The organism is Thalassotalea sp. 1_MG-2023 (assembly GCF_030546745.1).
Taxonomy (GTDB): domain Bacteria; phylum Pseudomonadota; class Gammaproteobacteria; order Enterobacterales; family Alteromonadaceae; genus Thalassotalea_C.
The window spans coordinates 1-18,655 of sequence record NZ_JAUOPD010000030.1 but is presented as its reverse complement, the minus strand read 5'-3'; the positions used below and the strand labels follow the sequence as shown (position 1 = coordinate 18,655).

Sequence of the window (18,655 nt, the reverse complement as noted above, 5' to 3'; positions counted from 1 at the left end):
ATATTAATGAATATTAAACCAATACTCTACACAACATTATTAACGGTAGCGCCAATGAAAATTAATGCCAAAGATATAGCCATTAACGTTAGCAATATAGATGTTTCACGACGTGGAAACCTAATTGTGATGATCTTCAATGAGAATGGCTTTCCAAAGAAACATGATCAAGCATTGGCGAGTCAAACGACATTGGTCACCGATAACGTACACACCTTCACCTTTAATATCACAGAAAAAGATTTTGCTATCAAAGTATTACATGATGAAAATCAAGATGGAAAAGTATCTAAGAATTGGACAGGTGTTTACCCTAAAGAAGGTTTAGGATTTTCAAACAATCAAAAAATAGGGTTTACAGGACCACCTGTATATAAGAAGTCCAAGTTGAGCCTACATCAAGCATCAAGCAACATTTCAATTGCAATAATTTACCCATAGGAGGCTAAGTATGCTCGCCTTATTAAAAGTGATGCTGATTATTGCAACGTGTTTCGCATTCACGTTTTTAGTCATAAAAACAACGGGAATATTATCTGTTGAACAAATTAAACACTGGTTAATCATTGCTAAAAGTAGTCATCAAGGGTACGTGTTTAGTATCGTTGTAGCGCTATTATTCGCTGATTTGTTTATCGCCGTTCCTACACTAACCATTATTTTATTAGCTGGCTATTTTCTTGGCTTCCACGTTGCCCTAATCGCTAGTTTAATGGGTATGACTTTAGCTGGAGTTGTTGGCTATTGGTTAAGTTCACGCTACGGTGAATTCGTGCTAAAAACAATAATAAAAGACAAGGCAGAGCGTGATAAAGCAAGTTCAACCTTTAAACAACATGGGTTTGTCTTTATTTTACTCTCTCGGGCCATGCCAATATTACCGGAAGTGTCAGCTTGTTTAGCCGGAATTACACAAATGCACTTTCATCGGTTCTTCCTCGCTTGGGTACTAAGTATGGCTCCCTATGTTGCAATTGCGTCGTATGCTGGTTCTGTCAGTTCGATATCAAACCCTAAACCCGCTATTATTGCCGCCCTTGGAATTTCTGGTGTGTTATGGTGTAGTTGGTTTTTTTACCATCGGTATATCAGCAAACAACAATGGCCTAAGCAACACTTATAAATAACAAGCTTTGGTAAATTGGTGATCGGGGATCAAAACAAATTTCTATAAGTTAGAAAGGAGAAAACAGGTGACACGTCGGCTATTTATCTTCAATCACTTGTTTTCTTATTTGTTTGTATTCTTTATGGCTTAATTGCTCAGCACGTAAGCATTCGCGGTACTCAGATTCGGTCATAGCGCGTTTTATACAGTCGTTTTTTTGATGCTCCTGCCCTACTTGGTAAAGCTGTTTCTGGCTACAACCAGCGGAACATATTAATATAAAGATCCATATGAGTTTCATAAAACACCTTTGAATTTTTTACAAAATAAGTAGAGGCTGTTGAACGTTCGAGATTAAATTTTGTTCGTACCAAACGCGAAAGTTCAACAGACCCTAATCAAAGATAAACCCTTATTTACATAAAAAATAGTAGAAAAATGTAAGAAAATTCACATAAAACGTTCATCACTTTATTTAGAAGCCTTTCTATCAGGATTATCTTCATAACTAATTATTATTTCATAAGTGATAACAATGCTTGTTTGTAGGTCTCTTGAGGCTGCGCCCCTGTTAAAGCCGTTGTTCGATTGAAAATAACGGTTGGCACTCCAGATACACCCATTGATTGCCATTGTGATTCAAGTGCTTTAACACGCTGCTTAATTTCATTATTCTCAAAAGCTGTTATTGATTGTTCAGAGGTAATACCGACTTCTTCAGCCTCCTTAATCAGCACAGCTTTATTCGATATATCTTTATTTTCGCTAAAATAAGCGCTGAACAAACGCATTTTTAGTGCTGTTTGTAAACCAAGTGAATGAGCATAATCAAGCAGTATATGAACATCAAAAGTATTGACAATTTTCATACCTTCAACATAGTTAAAATGAAATCCATAGTCAGCCGCCGCTTTAGTGATATTATTTCTGGCTTGCTCACTTTCTGCCTTTGATGAACCGTATTTTCTTGCCATATGCGCACTTAATTCTTCACCTTCAAGCGGCATATCTGGGTTAAGTTCAAACGGTTGCCACTGTAGCTCTACATTATCTTGTAGATTTAACTCGATAATTGCAGCTTCTAAATGCTTGTAACCAACGATACACCAAGGACAAACTACGTCTGAAATGATGTCGATGTTAATTTTTTCGGTCATAAAAGTCCTTTGGGCTAATAAGCTGATAATTATTTAGGCTTTAGTGCTAACACGTTATCGATGTCTTGCGCACTGTGTCGATTTTTAAGTTGCTGCCATTCCTCGCCCCAACTACGGTTTACAATTTGGCCACGTTGGAATGAAGGCATTGATAGAAGCTCTTTCGCCCAACGCTGTACGTGGGTATATTCATTTACTTGTAAAAACTGTTCTGCTTCATAAAGATTACCCAACACTAAGTTGCCATACCATGGCCAAATTGCGATATCAGCAATGGAAAGCGTATCACCGGCTATAAAAGCGTTGTGTTCAAGTTGTTTATCTAATACATCTAGTTGTCGTTTTATTTCCATGGTAAAACGATTTATAGGGTATTCAAATTTTTCAGGCGCATAAGCATAAAAGTGGCCAAAACCACCACCTAAAAAGGGGGCTGAACCTTGTAACCAAAATAGCCAATTCAACACTGATACACGCTCAACTCCACTTTTTGGCAATAACGCGTTATATTTTTCAGCAAGATAAATTAAGATCGATGCCGATTCAAACACCTTTATATGTTTATCGTTTTCGTGATCTATTAACGCAGGAATTTTACTATTAGGGTTGATGTCAACAAAACCAGATGAAAACTGCTCTCCTTCGCCTATATCAATATAGTGCGCGTCATAGTCTGCATCTTTTTCCTGCGCTAACAATTCTTCTAACATTATGGTGACTTTTTGCCCATTGGGAGTCCCCATTGAATAAAGCTGTAAAGGATGCTCTCCTACAGGTAATGTTTTTTCATGAGTAGCACCTGATACGGGTCTATTAATACTCGCCCACTTTCCGCCGCTTACTGCATCTTGACGCCAAATTTTCGGTGGTTGGTATTGATCACTCATCGGTAATGCTCCTGCTAATCAATTTAGGAATGAATGTTAATTTACTTCTTTTTTGTCCACGTAAAGTCTTTGAACATAGCATCAATAGGTGTTTTTGCAACATGGTTGACATAATTGCTGATCACTTTTTGAGATAAACCAAGAATCACCTCTAAAACTTGTTTTTGACCATATCCTGCTTGGTAAAAAGCATTAAGCGTTTCGTCTGAAACTGCACCGCGTTCGCGAACCATTGCAAGTGTAAAATCATGCAATGCTTGTAGTTTATCTGAAGGTAATTTTGTTTCGTTTCGCAAAGCTTCTGTTATAGCAGGATCAACTTTCATAGAGTTAGCAATAGCGCTATGAGCTGGCACGCAGTAATGGCATTCATGCTCTACATTAATGGTTTGCCAAACAACCGTTAGCTCTTCTGGATTAAAAGACGTTTCGGTGAATAATGAATGCAATGCATTATAACCTTTGTAGGTTTCAGGCGATTCTGCCATTACGGCATACAGGCCAGGAATACTCCCCATTTGTTGTTCAGCATCTTGCAGCATTTCTTTGCTTTTCTCTGGTGCGGTTTCTAACGTATGTAAAGTAAAATCACTCATTTTTTGTTGCTCCTAATTTGTATCGTTAATAATTTATTACCGCTAAGTAGGTAAATTATTTGTATTTAAAAAATGTAACTGTTCATTTATTTTCTCATTCATGGATAGACTATAGAACAACGTGAACGATCGCTCAAGTATAATTTGAACGAATGCTCAAAATACAAATCCATATAAACTTATCTCGTTGTTTATAAGGGATATTTAAATATAAATAAATTTTTCTTGATAATAAATCAGATAAAAATCAATAATTACCCTCTTTACCTAGTTACCATAAAGCCATACAATTGAACGATTGTTCAATACTTGCTTGAAGAGTATGAGAAAATTATGGCAAATATAGCAAAGTTTGATCGTCAGGAAGTTATCAACAAAGCTACCAACCTGTATTGGAAAAAAGGCTTTCATGCAACCTCGATGCGAAATTTACAAGACGAAATTGATATGCGTCCTGGTAGCATTTATGCCGCTTTTGGCAGTAAAGATGGTTTATTTAAAGAAACATTAAGAAATTACACTGATTTAGGTATTGCGCAACTCGCTCATTATAAAGAACAGAATAGTTCACCGCTTGAAGCGCTTCGTGCATTTGTCAAAAACTTAGTCATAGACTCACAAGACAATGCACCTAATGGTATTTGCATGTTATCTAAAACAATTGGTGAATTAACCGAAGAGAATCAAGAACTGCTCAACGTGACGAAAGCGCATTTAGCTGAAATTTTACAAGAATTCGTCGTGATTATCGAAGAAGCCCAACAAAAAGGGGAAATTGATAAACATAAAAGTGCAGAAGAGCTCGCAAACCATGTGCAAATTCAAATAGCAGGCTTACGCACCTTTGCAAAAATAAATAATGATAAGAACAAATTGAATAACTTGATTGATGATATGTTTACCCATTACCCTTTCTAGACAATACACATTTCACGCGAATATGTATTGTTAAAGGCAATAAATCATTTAGCTAATCGTTGTTGTTGCAAACTTAATCGTCGATGAGAGCTATACACATGTTGTAAACTTTTGTTGTTGTTTAACACGGCATCAATTTCTACCGACAACATTTTAGAAATCGGTAATATTTCTAACGTCCCGTGCGCATCTAAATTTGTAGTCAACAACGGTGTTTTCCCAAAGGCAAACAAGCTACGGTCTGTGTCTTTAATATTTCCATCAACATATAACTTCAACCCGCCGAACCAATGGTTTATAACTTTAATATTGTGCCCTTTCACATTGAATTCGAATACTTTACGCATGATATTCCCTACGACTATGGATAAATGAATTTTTAGTGTATCACTATGAAAGAACTTTTCGAAGTTATAATATTGATTTTTATAAACAATTATCTATGTTTTTTAGATTATCGCGCTCTCGAATTAAAGCTGTTTTCTCATGCGCGATTAACGCATCTCGCTCATTTTCACTCATTGGAGATTTTGCTCCTTGGGGGCTCAATACTACATCTGGCATAACGTGAGAGAAAACTAATAACGCGCGCTCAAGGTGGAAGTCTGAAGTCACTAGGATGATATGATCTATCTTATGATGTGCCAATATAGGCTTTGCCAGTAATGCATCCTCTAAGGTGTATCGACTTAAAGCGGGCTGATAAAATACATTTCTACCAATGCCCTTACTTTGTAAATATTGCTGGCAATAATGAGCATGTGGTTTCGTTGTGGTGTTAAAATGCTCTCCAAAGCCACCAGTACAGAGGATACGGCAACTCATATCCTGTTGAAATACATCAAGTACTTTATCGCAACGGCTTTTTGCAATGACTGACAACTTACCTGTGTTATCGTTTGGTGAACCTAACAGTACAATTGCAGAATTAATAAATCACCCCAAGTTTTCGAACCGAACGCCTTTAGCGTTTGCATGTAAGTTAATTCATGTTGAACCATAACACTATACTGTTCTTGATATTCGTCTTTACTCTATACGCTTAAATCCAATAAACAGGATAATGTCTATTTGGATTTGTTGACATGTTATTGACAAATAAAGCAACTAACAGCAATAAAATACTTCCTAATAAAACAGGAGTAACAATGAACCAATAACCTAGTGCGTGAATTTGTTCGCCACCTATTGTCGCAATTAATGCAGAAGCTCCCCCAGGCGGGTGTAAAGTTCGAGTTAGATGCATAAACATGATTGCTAGTGATACTGCCAATGCACTCGCTATCATCATATTTTCTGAAAAGACTAAACTGACACTGACACCAACAAAAGCTGAAATTACGTGACCACCAATTAAATTTCTTGGTTGTGAAAACTCAGCTAACGGAGCGCCATAAATGAGCACTGCGGAAGCACCAAAAGAGCCAATTAACATCATTAAGCTTTTTTCATCGTAATGTAAAACCTCACCAACATAGGCGATCAGAAATATACCCAAAAACGATCCTACCCAAGACCAAACAATTTTTTTGAAAGGTTTTCTTGGTGGGCATTGCCCTTTCGTTTTCATACGCGAAAAATATATTCTCATGACTAAAACCTACGAATTTATAATTAGTTAGCAATTAAACCTTTAATACAAGATAAATAATAAGTGATTATAAAACGGAAACGCCCATCGTTATTAGCGTTGGGCGTTTCTTCTTACAGAATGTATATAAATTCGAACTTAACGTGATAAATGTAGAATAGGAAATGGTTTACCTAAGTCATCAAGTGGCGAACGAGAAGTTACTTTAAAACCAAAATGTTGATAAAAACCAACAGCTTTTGGATTTTGTTCGTTTACATCTACATAGTTAACTGCATAGCTATCAATTGCGTATTGCAACAATAATTTACCTATGCCTTTTCCTTGAGCGGCTTCGATGACAAATAGCATTTCAATTTTGTTTTCATGAGTTCCCACAAAACCGATAATGATATTGTCAATATTTTTAACGTAATGAAGCGACACCACAGGAAAAGCCTGCTCGATAATAATAGGTTTAAAAAACGCTATATCTTCTTCTGAAATAAAATCATGCGTAGCTCGGACTGAGTTTTCCCAAACACTTAGCAATTCTGCATAATGATGAGGAAGTGCTTTCTCTATTTTCATTCTGTTATCTCTATGAAAAACCATTGCATTGCACAGTCGCGGTGCGAATATAACAGGAATACGCACCAATATGAACAAAACAAATTATTAGCATTAAACCAAATCGCTATTGAACATAATCTTTATACATAACAATAACGCCAAATAGTAATGTTCAGTATTGGTGCGCTTAAAGCATTTTTCATGAATAACGTTATAAAAAGGTGCGCTATGCTAAATAATAATGTTGACGAATAAACAAATAAGCCAGAAAAAATATGTGATTAGTACAATATCGAGTAATTTGAGTAACAGTATACGAATTCAAGGAAAGACAGTGATATATACCATAGTAAGTAGATTACAAAAGGCGAGAAAGTTTTTTTAGATGCTCCTTAAACGCAAAAGCCCTGAGTTGATTCAGGGCTTTTGTAATATTAATTTGTAAGCTGCTTGCTATTTTCTACGAGAGAAACCGAAACCTACAAGTGCCAAACCAAGTATTGCAATTGTTGACGGTTCAGGAACTTGCACAGCACTGTCTGCTACACGATACACTATCGTCTCATAATAAGATCCGCCATCGACAACATCAATAAATGACCAAAGACCATCTAAGCCGTTTTGAACATCAATGTGAGAATGGCTGTTAGAAAACCAACCAACTGCTTTAGCATAATTTTTGCCGTTATAAGTCTCTGTATTACCTGAAGAATAATCTACAACAAAGGTATCAGCACTAATACCTAAAGTATTAAATAGGTTAGAAGTCATGATATTCCAACCATAACCTGCCTGTTCAGTGATATCCATAGCGCCGCAAGAATATTCTAAAACACCGTCAGAGCAAGGAGAAGCCCAGGCTAAATCAAACCCAGCAACCGTTACAAATGCATCTTCTGCTACTTCACCCGTGTATAATGTTGCACTCGCTTGAACACTAATTACGCAACTTAATATTAATCCAATTAATTTTTTCATCGTTACTACCTTTTAAACCTGCTACTTCTTACCACTGTATAAGCAAACTTCAAGCCATGCCTACAACCCTTTGTTAAATATCAGTTTTATAAAACTTGTTTTTTGTATGTGTTAAAAAAGCTGACATAACATTTCTCGATGGCTGTATGGTTCTAATGGGTAGATAAAGGCAATATAATGAAAGCCCTGAATAATTTCAGGGCTAAGCAAATCAATGAATATTAACCTATTATTGATTGCTCTTTGTAGCTGACTTAGCTGGATGTATATATTTTCTTAATAACCCAGGTAACACCGTTAAATCGGTAATTACTGCTAACATCATGGCACAAGCTGTTAACAGACCAAAATACACACTTGGAACAAAATCTGAGAATACAAACATACTAAAGCCTGTTGCGATTAAGGTAGAGGTGTACACAATCGCTAAACCTGTATGTGAAAATGCATGTTGCATAGGATTTCCATCCAACTTACTTTTATAGGCATCAACAAAGTGTATCGTGTCATCAATTGCAATCCCCATAGCTATTGCCGCAATGGTAATGGTCATTAAATCTAACGGGATCCCTAACCAGCCAATGATACCTAAAATACCTAAGGTATTAATAATATTGGGAACTAACGCTATTAAGGCAATTTTTATCGAACGAAAAATCGCAAACAAAACTAACGCTAAAACCACGTAAACAATACCTAATGTGGTTATTTGAGAATCAAAAAGTCTCGATAGAATATCTTGATACAAGACAAATAAGTTTGTTAACTCTACTTGGTTTTCTGATAAGCCGGCTGCATTTAAATCTTTTGTTAATTTTTCTAAAAATTCAGCGCGATTAAGCTCAGGTAAAGTATCTTGAATACGAGTTGAAATACGCATCGTGTTCGAATCAATATCAATGTATGCTCCAACTAAGCTATCTATTGTCTCTTTATCAACCATTGAATAAATCACGTCTAATTCATATTCTGTGATTGGTGCACCATCATTTAATTGTTTTGCTAATTTAGTAAAACTTATTAATGAAGTTACATTACCTGTAGCATCAAAAGCATTAACAACTGCATGGCCTAGGTGTAAAGTATTCACTTGCTTTGCAGTCATAAATAAATCAGATTTATCAGTCGCATCATCATACGATATTACGATATCAAGAGGCGTTGACCCTCCAAATTCTTTATCAATAAAACTTAATTCTTGATACACTTTAGTGTCGGGATGGAAATAATCAATAAAACTGTTTTCAACATTTAACTTACTAATACCTACTGCGAGTATTGCCATAAAAACTAAAGGTATAATAATAAAAAATCTAGGTGCTGATTTTATTTTATTACCCAATTTAGCGAGTAAATTTGACAACCATGCATATTCTTTAGATTCTTTACTTGCTGAAAAATAACTCAACAAAACTGGGAACAATAACAAGGCAACACTCAGTGTTACAATATTTGAAATCAGCATCATAATGCCAAAGTCAATAATAGGTTGAATGCCACTAAAGATCAGAGAACCAAAGCCAACAGACGTGGTTAATGCGGCAAAAAAACATGGCGCTAACTTTTCTTTAAGGGTATTAACTAGCCTTTCATGTTGTGTGAATTCTGGGTTTTTCCTACTGACTTCACGATAACAGGTGATCAAATGAAGCATAATCGCCAGTGTTAATATAAGTTGTAAGGCAACAAAATTTGCAGAAATAACGGTAGCCGGAAGCTTTAGAAGTGCCAGTAACCCCATGGTCAACAATATACTCGATGCACAAGCAAACATGGGAAAAAGAACCCACTTTATGCTTCTAAAAAGCAACATTAAAAGTAAAACGATTAATACGCCAATACCTGAGCCAAAATAGAGTAAATCTTGTTTAACGATTTCAATTAAGCGAATACCCACAATATAACTTCCGCCAATATAAACAGAGCCGTCAAGTTGCGCTTGTTCAACAATCTGTTCAATTTGAATTAGCTCTTGTTGACGTTGTTGCCCTATTTTCTCTTCAATTTTTGTTGCTTTACGTTTTAGTGCTTCAAGTTTTTGATTTTCTTCGTCGGTAAGTTCTCTTGTTAGTAGACGTTTGTTAATACTAAGAATTTTTTCATTTAACGTAAGTAGTTTTTCATTTTTTTTAAAAACAATTTGAATAGCAGCAGCATCTTGCTTTTGATTAACGAGTAAGTCTGTATAGATGGGATGATCAGTGAGTAGTGTGCGAAGCTCTTCTGGTGAATACTGCTGCTTTTCATAGGTTAATTCACTTACATTACTGTTTGAAAGTAATTGTGATTTGCTTTGAATCAATGGCACAGACAACATTGACTGAACTTTCGATACTCTCTCTATTCGAGAGAAACTATCCGAAAGCTTGCTCATTCCCTTAATGGTATCTGCGGTAAAAACGTCACCATTTTGGGGTTGGTAAGCGACAAGAATGAACTCATCAGGCGAGAACTTCTGATTAGCTAGTTGTGTTTTAATATACAGTGCATTGTTTTTAGTTAGCAAGGTATCTGCTGATGCGTCAATTTTAAATTTTAGCGCGTTACTTCCTAATACAACAAACAAGGCAGCGAAAACTAACAGTATTAGAATGCGTTGCTTTAAAATTATGTCACCTATATTTTCGATGATCGTCGCACTCTTTTTACTCATTATTATTCTCTTTCTCTTTAGTAATGGTATTTGTTGCAGGCTCAACGGTAGTTCCAGTGGTTATTGTTTCTTGCCTTGCATCTATTTCATCACGGTTTCTTGCTTGGATATATTGGTTTCTAAAGTACACGTATGGGTCATCGGCTTGCTGATATAACGTTTGATATAGCTCTGCTCTTTCGGCAAAGTCTGTGACGCCTCCGAGAATACGAGCATGGGTATCATCAGGGCTTGATAACACGTATTTAGTTGGATGCACTAAACCTTCTGTAATGATAGAAGCTGTATTTCGTAAGTCAGATTGGCCAAGAAACGGTAAAACTAAGTACGCACCACTTGAGACTTTATGATGTCGTAGCATTTGTGCAACATTACGCGGTTGTGCCTTGATATCAAACCATGCCTCAGCAGGATCAAACAATCCGACTAACCCAACAGTTGAGTTGATCAAAAACCGAGCAAAGTTATTACCTGCATGGCCAAATTCACCACTAAAAACGTTATTCACTAAGTTTAAAGGTTCACGTATGTTATCAAAAACATTAGCAACCGATTGTTTTACAGGATCTGGTAAAACAAAGTTATAACCCTTTGCCACAGGTATAAATAAGTAGGTATAGGTAAAATGATTTAACTGAAAAATACTACGATTAAATGACTCAATAGGATCATAATAGTAAACCGTATCATCAAATGGCTGGTCTCCCATAAGGGTAGAATCATCTGTAGCTACGATAGTCGGTTCAATTTCAATAATACCATTGGAAGTATTTATGGTGGTTACATTACTATCAGATAACTGTTCTACTTTGGGCTCTACTGGCTCAGGTGTTGGTGTTGAATTCGGTGAACTCGTACAAGCAGTACATAACAAAGAAGTTGTCAGCAGAAATAAGGGTAATGATTTAGTCATTAATTTATTCTCATATTGATATCAGCTAACTTTACTGGTGCTCATAATAAACAGACCACCTGAAAACAGCTAAATTATTGTTATTTTGATTCAGGTACCGTATTTTCAACTTTTAAATCATATTCATTAATAAAGGCATGATATAAAAGTGAGGTAAATGCATCCCATTTAGAAATTTCTGTATCATTTATTGTTCCTTCAATGGGAACTTTAAAAGCAACTAAACCTTTTTCGTCACTTTCAAATATAGTGGCAAGACCGTCAATAATCCCCTCATAAATTCCCGTGAATAGCCCGTCTTTATCTTTCACGATATCTTCTCTCCATGTGAATATATCTGGATTATAAATGCCTGCTTTCATATAGCCGTTAACTTCACCATTTAACGTGTATAACTCTATAGCTGCATCAACAGTACCTTGCTCTATATCTATTGGTGTATAAACTTCAATGAGACCCGCTAATTTATTAATCGGCAGTTTTTTCATACTAAAGTTTATATCAAAAGTTGGATCGACGGTTTCAGGGTTAATAAACCCCTTCAACTGAACTTTCGCTTGCCCCATTAAATCACCATTAAGGTGATAATTTGCAACTGAGCTGCCAGATAATTCACTACTATTGGTAATATTAGTGACTACCCCAGTTATATTATTCACATAATGCTCTTGTTGTTGCCCTTCAATCTCGTTTAATAAGCGAATTTTAGTATCGCTAATGAGTATTTCATCTATATTGATAGGGCTGGCAAAATTAATCAAGGTTAACCAAGTATCAGGCTGTTTCGCTTTTGGATCAATTTTGTTCTGTTCTTTTGGTTCGTCAACAAAGGAAAAGGTCGTTGAACGAATATGTACCTTAGCTACAACAACTCCTTTTATAAGCGCAGACCAAAGTATAGAAAAATCAATTTCGTCGGCAGATATTGTGGGTGTTGTTTTTATATTTGGCTGTAAATAAAGTTCTAATCCTTGAATTTGATAAGCCCCTCTAAATAAAGCTAAATCAATGTCATCTATATGCCCTTTAACTCCTTTAGTATTAGCTAGCTTTTGATTAATAGAGTATTTTATAATATCAGGTGCAACAATGCGCAACGCAACAATCAAGCAAAAAGCAATTAAACAATATACCGCTATATTTGATTTTTTTAACACGGTGTTCTCCTTTAGTTTGTTATACGCTCTCTTTTTTTGACGCCTGCTTTTTTTGTAATACACGGTAAAAAATATAAATAATAGTCGCCGCAATAATGAAAGTGATTGCCATACTTGACGGATTTTTCATCACTTCTAATGCGCCTTTACCAAAAACAACAGCACTAAGCCCTAAAGGTGCAATACCAAGAGTTGAGCCTACTAAGTATTGGATCATGTTAATTTTTAATGTGCCACTAATAATGCTGGTAATAGTAAAAGGCGGTGTTGGCGCTAATCGAAGTGCAAAAACAGCCCAACCACCTTTATGATCAAGTTTAGCCTCAATAGCATTTAAAGGCTTTTCTAGGAACGAACCTAATGAATTTACACCGATAAACCTGCCAATAAAATAACCAGACAAACTTGCAAGGGTGAAGCCGACAATAGCAATAGGAACAGCAAACCAAAGATCAAACACTAAACTGACTGAAAACGCCATAAGTGGAATGGGAATTAACAATGCCCCCCCTACCGCAAAAACTAATATGAATATTAATGCGGTTGTCCAATCTTGCGGTACATCATTGGTTAATTCTTTAACTTTATCGACTGTTAAATAGTCATTGATGGGCGTTAAGAAATAAATTGCTACAAGTACGCCTATTGCAATTAATACCGCTAGTGCTCTAAAAATATTTTTTTTATGTTTCATGATGACGCCTCATTGACTAACCAAGCAAAAATGGCACGATGGGTTTGCAAATAAGGTAAGTATTCAGGGTGCCACTGAACACCTAACACAGGACTATTATCTTTTGTTTCAAGTACTTGAGCAATACCTGACTTTTCGATCCCCGTTACCTGTAGGTTATTACCTGGTTTTGCAATTGCTTGAGAATGTATTGCATTAACAGATACTGGCGACTTACCAGCTATATCACGAATAAGAGAGTTTTTTCTGGTAACAAACACTTCTTTTCTTGGAAACACAGAACGAGCACGTACTTTTTCTTTTAGCACGTCTAAGGTGGAAGCATACATGGTGCCGCCACAGTGTGCGTTTAGTAATTGGTGCCCTCTACAGATACCAAGAATTGGAATATCATTTTGCAATGCATTTTTAATAAATTGCTTTTCCATTTCATCACGTTGTTTATCGTATTTCACCCCACCAAAGCTCGCAATAAACTCCATTGGGTATAACATAGCCTCTTTTATTTGTGTGGTTAGGGTTCTTGGATAATGAGGCACATTCTCTAATTCTCTATTTTTTGGATGAATATCTGAGCCTCCGCCAATAATATAACCATCAAATGCTAAATCCCCATCAAACGAATTTGGTGTTACTCTAACTGGAGTTCCTCCAGCAAGTTTTACGTTTAATGCGGTAAATAGCCAAGCCATTAATCCACCCGAATTTGGCCCAGTGACTGCGATTTTTGGCTTTTTATTGTTCATATTGTGCCTTATCTTGACTAAATATAAGTAGATAAGCAAATAGCGTTCCTAAAACAGAATTATAAGATAACCTGCTGTTTTAAAATGAATATATTAAAAACATATTTAATTTTCAGATCAGATAATTGTAACTATCACCCTATCGGTAAGTAATTTTTTCATGCCAACAGTGATGACCGAAATATATTAGGATTTATAAAACAGTTTGAGTTAAGCGGATGCTGTTAGGAGTATAGCTAATAAGATGACTTAACGATTATTAAGTTTTGCACAAGCGAGAAGTTCAGTATGTGTTCGTTGCTGGTACCAGTTATTATATACCAATTCAAATTGATTAAAGACGATAGACCCGAAACTTCGTTCTCTATTTGCTTGGCAAAGCTCAAATAGTCTTTGACTATCCTTTATCGGTCGACAAAACCTAATTGCCGTACAATGTGCCGTAATTAACTTATATCTTGAATCAAACGTTGTGTTTGGCAAACTCTTAAAAGCTTGTCTTAATTTTTTTCGAAAAGTGTGTAAATTGTTATCTACAGGAAAACCTTGAATTACTATGCAACTTTCAGATGCTGTTACACCAATAAAGTTTATTTCTACAGGGGGACACTCTGCCACTACGTGATTATATGCCTTGATATACTCATCAATATTTACCTTAGATAAAGTAAAATCTTCAATACACGAAATAATCGAAAGCATTGTTATATGTAAATCAGAGCGAGGATAAAAATATTGTTCTGGTTCAACCTTGTGTACTTCTGTTAAAAATTCACTTATTTTATCAGCCACTTGCTGGCTATTTTTATCAATATAACTAAGTGCCGTGATACCACGCCTCGTATCTAGTGAGGAATGTATGAATGGATCTAATGTTAAACAATTTGCTCTTGCCGAATCAGTAAAGCGCTGCCACATTTCATTGTAATGAGAAGCGATCACTTTTTACTCCTTAAAGCGAATAAAGACACAATAAATGTAGAATGGAGCTTTAGCTCACTAACTATTAACGATAAAAGCACCGATAAAGCAAAAAGTTGAGATGAAGAAACCTAGAAATGGCACTTTAAACCAATATTTTTTTGCTAATAATAAGTAAGCACCACTCACTAAAATAGGTACACACATCAACCAAAGGTTGGTTTTTAAAAACGATATGTGTAAACAAGCTAATGGTAAATAAATAAATGCAAAAGTGATCAACCCTAAACTATGACTTGCGTTAAAACCAACCCATGCCTGCCACATAGTTGTTTGTTTTGTGATCACTGGAGAAGTACCTTTCATGGCTTCTGTTACTTCCGATGAATAGGCGTTAAATTTATCAGTATAAAGGGTATATATAAGATGAATACATCCTAATAGACCAAAGATAACACTACCTATGATTAATAATATTTGCGACAGCATGTCATCATTCCTTGTGTAGGATTTAACGTATTAATAAACATCACGATTGAAAATCTTCAATTGTGTTTTGAAAGCTGTTTCCACTGCTGGAAAGTGCCAATAAAAAATGTTCCACCAATAAATAAACAAATAGATGAACTAACAAACCAAAACGTTTGGCTATTTTCAGGAAACATAGGCATTAGAAAAACAAACCCAACGGCACGTAACAAAAAAATACTACTAATAACAATAAGCGCACACCTTAGTAACGGTAAAGGTTTTATGGCACCCGCGCCTGATAATCCATATAACGCCCAAACACTCAACAGAGCAACAATTACAGAAGTCACCATTGTAGGATACCAATGCCCTTGTTCAGCCATTCGAGCCATCTGCTCTCCTGCACCTAACATTCGATACCAATCACTTCCGTAAACAATACAACCGACATGCGCAAGTGCCGCTAATATGCAACAAAAAGCGGCTACCAAAAGCAGTTTATTATTAACCTGGTTGGCCATTTACTATTCCTTTAATCATTTGAATGTAAAGGCTAGCAGAAATTAAACCGGCTAAACATATTAAAAACGTTAAGGGATGTGACAAAAAAGGTGAAAAATACGTTCGGAAACAAAAAATATAGTAATTATTGTAAATTACTAGGTAAGTTGTTTCACCAGCTACAGAATTTAACTGGTGAAACAATAATTTTAACGGTTAATCGTCTTGAAGATCATTCGTGTAATACGCTGCGTATGCCAGCGTGCTCAATGAGAAATATAAAGCAGCCAGTACGAAAAGTACTTTAAATAACAAAAGACCTGCTGACATAACAAAATTTACCGCTAGTAAGGTAAATAATACTGCCCCTACAGCAGAAAATAACGCTCGAAATAAATTTTCATTTTCAATTAATAAATCGTTATTCGCATTTCCCATATTCACTTCCCCTTCTAACTCGTTACAATTTTTCATTATTATTATGTAATAGGCTTTTTAGATACCCAGATTATTATTTAAACATTTATTTAGTATTTTTCAAGCGTAATGTTTGTTTTTTCAACAAAAAATCATTTGTATGATGTGAATACTCCGAGTATTTAAACTTTTCAGGGCGGCGTTACGGTTTTGATACCTAGCGTGAAGAATGCTCTTTAGCGCTCAAAAACCGATGATCACTTTCTGAGTTTGGTAGCTGGCATGTATCATATTGACCGAATAACGCATATCGATTAAATGCTATACGATCATAAAGCCAATTTCTTATTCTTTTAGGAATAATTTTACCTACAGACAATAGTCGCCACGGAAACCCAAGCTTGCTTATAACATGTAAAAATGCATCACTTTTATCGAAATAATGATTACCTTCAACATACAACATTGTATCAAAGTGAACAGTTGCAAGATTGAAATGCGCTAGTATTTGCTGTCCTTCAGGTGATTGTACGCTGCATAATTTAAAATGCTGCTGTTTATCGTACTTGATAATAAATTGACACCAAGCATTACATAACTTGCAAACACCATCGAATAAAATCACACGATCATCGGCACCAATATTAGGAGGATATTTTTCAGCGTTCAAACTTTTCTCCGTTATCTACTCATTGTTAAACTCGTCTTTTAACGCGTTAAGTATAATAAAACTAAAACCGATTAGAGCAATATTGGTGGTAACAGGATTAAATGCCTCAATAAGCAGTTGAGGCTGAAATATCGCAACAAAGATTAATAAACCAGAAAGCCCAAGAATGTTTAATAGCACTATATACTTATTACGGTAGTAAACAAAAAATACCATGCCAAAAATAACTTCGCTCACACCCGCTAATTTTGTCACTAAATAAGAAAGTTCATTTGATAGACCAATGCTTGCAGTCATGACTTTCTCTAAAGGGGATATATGCACAAGTTTTGGGAATATTCCATGATATAACCAACTAAACGTAATAATGAATCTTGAAATTTGTATTGATGACAAAGTTAACCTCATTGTTTTAACAGAGTTAATTGGCCTTTAATCGCCAATTAACTCCATAATAAATGGCTGCGCCAATCAAGCCACTATATAGGCAAGCCTTGTGTAACATCGGCACTGATATTAAATCTAAAAACTGATTATCTATAGTCAAAGGAAAAAATGGTTCAACATCAGCATGCATAATACTATCAAGTAAAACATGACTAAAACTGCCAATAAAAGCACTTAAAAGCACAACCCACCATTTAATAGAAACAACGCTATTTTCATTCGATATTGTTAGTATTTTTAAACCCAACTCAGATAGATACTTACCTGTTAATGCTGAAAACAATGCAATCAATATCGCGCCAATATAGGTATGAGTAAAGCCGTGTAGATGACCTTCCCCCGTTATCATCACAATGAGAGGTTGAATATCCATCACTATTTGAGTCCATCCAAACACCATCAAACTAAAGCTACCTTGTAAAATGGCTTTAATGAAAATTCCTGGCCCCATATGTATTGGCGTAAAAGGCATTATGAAACCCTATAGTTGCTAATGATTAATGTGATTTTTATCGTCATTTATAGCGCTAACTTCCTTGGCTTTATAGGTAATATAACATGAGACAGTGTATTGATTAACACAGTCAAAATAAATGATTAGTGGCTATCTATTAATTAAGGAAGAACAAACCGCATTTATAGTTAAAGGAATGGTTGGCATGTTAAACACTAGAAAGCAAAAAGCCCTAACATTGCTGTTAAGGCTTTTTCTATGTATGGCGGTGAAATAGAGACTTGAACTCTACTCGAAGGTTTAGTGCTACAAACCCATTGGCTAACTGAATAAAGTTATGAAGAAAAAAACCGCTAATGTTGCAATTAACGGTTTCTTAGAATATGGCGGTGAGATAGGGATTTGAATCCTACCCGAAGGTTTAGTGCTACAAACCCTTTAGCTAACTAAATAAAGTTATGACGAAAAAAAACCGCTAATTTTTAAATTAACGGTTTCTTAGAATATGGCAGTGAAATAGAGGCTTGAACCCTACTCGAAGGTTTAGTGCTACAAACCCTTTGGCTAACTAAATAAAGTTATGACGAAAATAAACCGCTAATTTTTAAATTAACGGTTTCTTAGAATATGGCGGTGAGATAGAGATTTGAATCCTACTCGAAGGTTTAGTGCTACAAACCCTTTGGCTAACTAAATAAAGTTATGACGAAAAAAAACCGCTAATTTTTCAATTAACGGTTTCTTAGAATATGGCGGTGAGATAGGGATTTGAACCCTAGAAGGGCTACAAACCCTTGCCGGTTTTCAAGACCGGTGCTTTCGAC

24 protein-coding genes are annotated in these 18,655 nt (G+C 35.6%); 3 read left to right on the top strand and 21 right to left on the bottom strand.

Annotated features, from left to right (window positions below):
• Nucleotides 1–6 precede the first annotated feature (6 nt).
• Both Q4489_RS16300 and Q4489_RS16295 read left to right on the top strand, forming a co-directional pair.
• Nucleotides 7–441 carry a DUF2141 domain-containing protein gene (locus Q4489_RS16300; protein WP_303482414.1) on the top strand — a complete coding sequence of 145 codons (435 nt, stop codon included), beginning with the start codon at nt 7–9 and terminating at the stop codon, nt 439–441.
• A gap of 10 nt (nt 442–451) precedes the next feature.
• Nucleotides 452–1,123 (top strand): TVP38/TMEM64 family protein, encoded by a 672-nt coding sequence (locus Q4489_RS16295; RefSeq protein ID WP_303482411.1) that lies wholly within the window; start codon nt 452–454, stop codon nt 1,121–1,123.
• Between the two features lie 82 nt (nt 1,124–1,205).
• Here Q4489_RS16295 and Q4489_RS16290 read toward each other — a convergent pair whose 3' ends face one another.
• The 4 genes from Q4489_RS16290 to Q4489_RS16275 form a co-directional block, all read right to left on the bottom strand.
• Nucleotides 1,206–1,409 (bottom strand): hypothetical protein, encoded by a 204-nt coding sequence (locus Q4489_RS16290; protein WP_303482409.1) that lies wholly within the window; start codon nt 1,407–1,409, stop codon nt 1,206–1,208.
• Between the two features lie 214 nt (nt 1,410–1,623).
• The gene (locus Q4489_RS16285; protein WP_303482407.1) at nt 1,624–2,265 is read right to left on the bottom strand and encodes a DsbA family oxidoreductase; all 642 of its coding nucleotides are present in this window, start codon (nt 2,263–2,265) and stop codon (nt 1,624–1,626) included.
• A gap of 29 nt (nt 2,266–2,294) precedes the next feature.
• Nucleotides 2,295–3,152 (bottom strand): glutathione-dependent disulfide-bond oxidoreductase, encoded by an 858-nt coding sequence (gene yghU, locus Q4489_RS16280; RefSeq protein ID WP_303482404.1) that lies wholly within the window; start codon nt 3,150–3,152, stop codon nt 2,295–2,297.
• 41 nt (nt 3,153–3,193) lie between these two features.
• Nucleotides 3,194–3,748 carry a carboxymuconolactone decarboxylase family protein gene (locus Q4489_RS16275; protein WP_303482402.1) on the bottom strand — a complete coding sequence of 185 codons (555 nt, stop codon included), beginning with the start codon at nt 3,746–3,748 and terminating at the stop codon, nt 3,194–3,196.
• Nucleotides 3,749–4,081: 333 nt separating this feature from the next.
• On the opposite strand from Q4489_RS16275, the gene Q4489_RS16270 reads away from it, so the two are divergent.
• Nucleotides 4,082–4,666, top strand: coding sequence for a TetR/AcrR family transcriptional regulator (locus Q4489_RS16270; protein WP_303482400.1), 585 nt, complete (start codon nt 4,082–4,084; stop codon nt 4,664–4,666).
• Nucleotides 4,667–4,710: 44 nt separating this feature from the next.
• On the opposite strand, the gene Q4489_RS16265 is transcribed toward Q4489_RS16270, so the two are convergent.
• From Q4489_RS16265 to Q4489_RS16185, 17 genes are all read right to left on the bottom strand, one after another.
• A complete protein-coding gene (locus Q4489_RS16265) occupies nt 4,711–5,013 on the bottom strand; it encodes a hypothetical protein (RefSeq protein WP_303482398.1) in 303 nt (100 codons plus the stop codon).
• A 79-nt stretch (nt 5,014–5,092) separates the two neighbouring features.
• Nucleotides 5,093–5,581, bottom strand: coding sequence for a YdcF family protein (locus tag Q4489_RS16260; RefSeq protein WP_303482470.1), 489 nt, complete (start codon nt 5,579–5,581; stop codon nt 5,093–5,095).
• A 127-nt stretch (nt 5,582–5,708) separates the two neighbouring features.
• Complete coding sequence (locus tag Q4489_RS16255) at nt 5,709–6,257, bottom strand: HPP family protein (protein WP_303482396.1); 549 nt, start codon at nt 6,255–6,257, stop codon at nt 5,709–5,711.
• A gap of 138 nt (nt 6,258–6,395) precedes the next feature.
• A complete protein-coding gene (locus tag Q4489_RS16250) occupies nt 6,396–6,827 on the bottom strand; it encodes a GNAT family N-acetyltransferase (protein ID WP_303482394.1) in 432 nt (143 codons plus the stop codon).
• A 435-nt stretch (nt 6,828–7,262) separates the two neighbouring features.
• The gene (locus tag Q4489_RS16245; RefSeq protein WP_303482391.1) at nt 7,263–7,787 is read right to left on the bottom strand and encodes a PEP-CTERM sorting domain-containing protein; all 525 of its coding nucleotides are present in this window, start codon (nt 7,785–7,787) and stop codon (nt 7,263–7,265) included.
• Between the two features lie 229 nt (nt 7,788–8,016).
• A complete protein-coding gene (locus Q4489_RS16240; RefSeq protein ID WP_303482388.1) occupies nt 8,017–10,440 on the bottom strand; it encodes an RND family transporter in 2,424 nt (807 codons plus the stop codon).
• A complete protein-coding gene (locus tag Q4489_RS16235) occupies nt 10,433–11,353 on the bottom strand; it encodes a VacJ family lipoprotein (protein WP_303482386.1) in 921 nt (306 codons plus the stop codon). Before Q4489_RS16235 ends, Q4489_RS16240 begins: the two co-directional genes overlap by 8 nt.
• An 80-nt stretch (nt 11,354–11,433) precedes the next feature.
• Nucleotides 11,434–12,510 (bottom strand): DUF748 domain-containing protein, encoded by a 1,077-nt coding sequence (locus Q4489_RS16230; protein ID WP_303482383.1) that lies wholly within the window; start codon nt 12,508–12,510, stop codon nt 11,434–11,436.
• 19 nt (nt 12,511–12,529) lie between these two features.
• Nucleotides 12,530–13,204, bottom strand: a complete 675-nt coding sequence (locus Q4489_RS16225) for a TVP38/TMEM64 family protein (RefSeq protein ID WP_303482381.1) — start codon at nt 13,202–13,204, stop codon at nt 12,530–12,532.
• Nucleotides 13,201–13,950 carry a gamma-glutamyl-gamma-aminobutyrate hydrolase family protein gene (locus Q4489_RS16220; RefSeq protein ID WP_303482377.1) on the bottom strand — a complete coding sequence of 250 codons (750 nt, stop codon included), beginning with the start codon at nt 13,948–13,950 and terminating at the stop codon, nt 13,201–13,203. Before Q4489_RS16220 ends, Q4489_RS16225 begins: the two co-directional genes overlap by 4 nt.
• A 249-nt stretch (nt 13,951–14,199) precedes the next feature.
• A complete protein-coding gene (locus Q4489_RS16215) occupies nt 14,200–14,892 on the bottom strand; it encodes a hypothetical protein (RefSeq protein ID WP_303482375.1) in 693 nt (230 codons plus the stop codon).
• Nucleotides 14,893–14,949: 57 nt separating this feature from the next.
• On the bottom strand, nt 14,950–15,360 hold the full coding sequence (locus tag Q4489_RS16210; protein WP_303482373.1) for a hypothetical protein: 411 nt from the start codon (nt 15,358–15,360) through the stop codon (nt 14,950–14,952).
• A 56-nt stretch (nt 15,361–15,416) separates the two neighbouring features.
• Entirely contained in the window at nt 15,417–15,863 is a 447-nt protein-coding gene (locus Q4489_RS16205; protein WP_303482370.1) for a hypothetical protein, read from the bottom strand.
• 196 nt (nt 15,864–16,059) lie between these two features.
• Nucleotides 16,060–16,317 carry a hypothetical protein gene (locus Q4489_RS16200; RefSeq protein WP_303482367.1) on the bottom strand — a complete coding sequence of 86 codons (258 nt, stop codon included), beginning with the start codon at nt 16,315–16,317 and terminating at the stop codon, nt 16,060–16,062.
• A 160-nt stretch (nt 16,318–16,477) separates the two neighbouring features.
• The gene (locus Q4489_RS16195) at nt 16,478–16,930 is read right to left on the bottom strand and encodes a thiol-disulfide oxidoreductase DCC family protein (RefSeq protein ID WP_303482364.1); all 453 of its coding nucleotides are present in this window, start codon (nt 16,928–16,930) and stop codon (nt 16,478–16,480) included.
• Nucleotides 16,931–16,945: 15 nt separating this feature from the next.
• Nucleotides 16,946–17,338 (bottom strand): DoxX-like family protein, encoded by a 393-nt coding sequence (locus tag Q4489_RS16190; protein ID WP_303482362.1) that lies wholly within the window; start codon nt 17,336–17,338, stop codon nt 16,946–16,948.
• A gap of 13 nt (nt 17,339–17,351) precedes the next feature.
• Complete coding sequence (locus tag Q4489_RS16185; protein ID WP_303482360.1) at nt 17,352–17,849, bottom strand: metal-dependent hydrolase; 498 nt, start codon at nt 17,847–17,849, stop codon at nt 17,352–17,354.
• Nucleotides 17,850–18,655 lie beyond the last annotated feature (806 nt).

Excerpts from the sequence above, each read along its gene's own strand:
- Q4489_RS16250 (WP_303482394.1), bottom strand. The coding sequence starts at position 6,827 with ATGAAAATAGAGAAAGCACTTCCTCATCATTATGCAGAATTGCTAAGT.
- Q4489_RS16265 (WP_303482398.1), bottom strand. The coding sequence starts at position 5,013 with ATGCGTAAAGTATTCGAATTCAATGTGAAAGGGCACAATATTAAAGTT.
- Q4489_RS16185 (WP_303482360.1), bottom strand. The coding sequence starts at position 17,849 with ATGCCTTTTACGCCAATACATATGGGGCCAGGAATTTTCATTAAAGCC.
- Q4489_RS16290 (WP_303482409.1), bottom strand. The coding sequence starts at position 1,409 with ATGAAACTCATATGGATCTTTATATTAATATGTTCCGCTGGTTGTAGC.
- Q4489_RS16225 (WP_303482381.1), bottom strand. The coding sequence starts at position 13,204 with ATGAAACATAAAAAAAATATTTTTAGAGCACTAGCGGTATTAATTGCA.
- Q4489_RS16220 (WP_303482377.1), bottom strand. The coding sequence starts at position 13,950 with ATGAACAATAAAAAGCCAAAAATCGCAGTCACTGGGCCAAATTCGGGT.
- Q4489_RS16240 (WP_303482388.1), bottom strand. The coding sequence starts at position 10,440 with ATGAGTAAAAAGAGTGCGACGATCATCGAAAATATAGGTGACATAATT.
- Q4489_RS16285 (WP_303482407.1), bottom strand. The coding sequence starts at position 2,265 with ATGACCGAAAAAATTAACATCGACATCATTTCAGACGTAGTTTGTCCT.
- Q4489_RS16295 (WP_303482411.1), top strand. The coding sequence starts at position 452 with ATGCTCGCCTTATTAAAAGTGATGCTGATTATTGCAACGTGTTTCGCA.
- Q4489_RS16235 (WP_303482386.1), bottom strand. The coding sequence starts at position 11,353 with ATGACTAAATCATTACCCTTATTTCTGCTGACAACTTCTTTGTTATGT.
- Q4489_RS16190 (WP_303482362.1), bottom strand. The coding sequence starts at position 17,338 with ATGAGGTTAACTTTGTCATCAATACAAATTTCAAGATTCATTATTACG.
- Q4489_RS16245 (WP_303482391.1), bottom strand. The coding sequence starts at position 7,787 with ATGAAAAAATTAATTGGATTAATATTAAGTTGCGTAATTAGTGTTCAA.
- Q4489_RS16270 (WP_303482400.1), top strand. The coding sequence starts at position 4,082 with ATGGCAAATATAGCAAAGTTTGATCGTCAGGAAGTTATCAACAAAGCT.
- Q4489_RS16275 (WP_303482402.1), bottom strand. The coding sequence starts at position 3,748 with ATGAGTGATTTTACTTTACATACGTTAGAAACCGCACCAGAGAAAAGC.
- Q4489_RS16210 (WP_303482373.1), bottom strand. The coding sequence starts at position 15,360 with ATGCTGTCGCAAATATTATTAATCATAGGTAGTGTTATCTTTGGTCTA.
- yghU (WP_303482404.1), bottom strand. The coding sequence starts at position 3,152 with ATGAGTGATCAATACCAACCACCGAAAATTTGGCGTCAAGATGCAGTA.
- Q4489_RS16200 (WP_303482367.1), bottom strand. The coding sequence starts at position 16,317 with ATGAAAAATTGTAACGAGTTAGAAGGGGAAGTGAATATGGGAAATGCG.
- Q4489_RS16300 (WP_303482414.1), top strand. The coding sequence starts at position 7 with ATGAATATTAAACCAATACTCTACACAACATTATTAACGGTAGCGCCA.
- Q4489_RS16205 (WP_303482370.1), bottom strand. The coding sequence starts at position 15,863 with ATGGCCAACCAGGTTAATAATAAACTGCTTTTGGTAGCCGCTTTTTGT.
- Q4489_RS16255 (WP_303482396.1), bottom strand. The coding sequence starts at position 6,257 with ATGAGAATATATTTTTCGCGTATGAAAACGAAAGGGCAATGCCCACCA.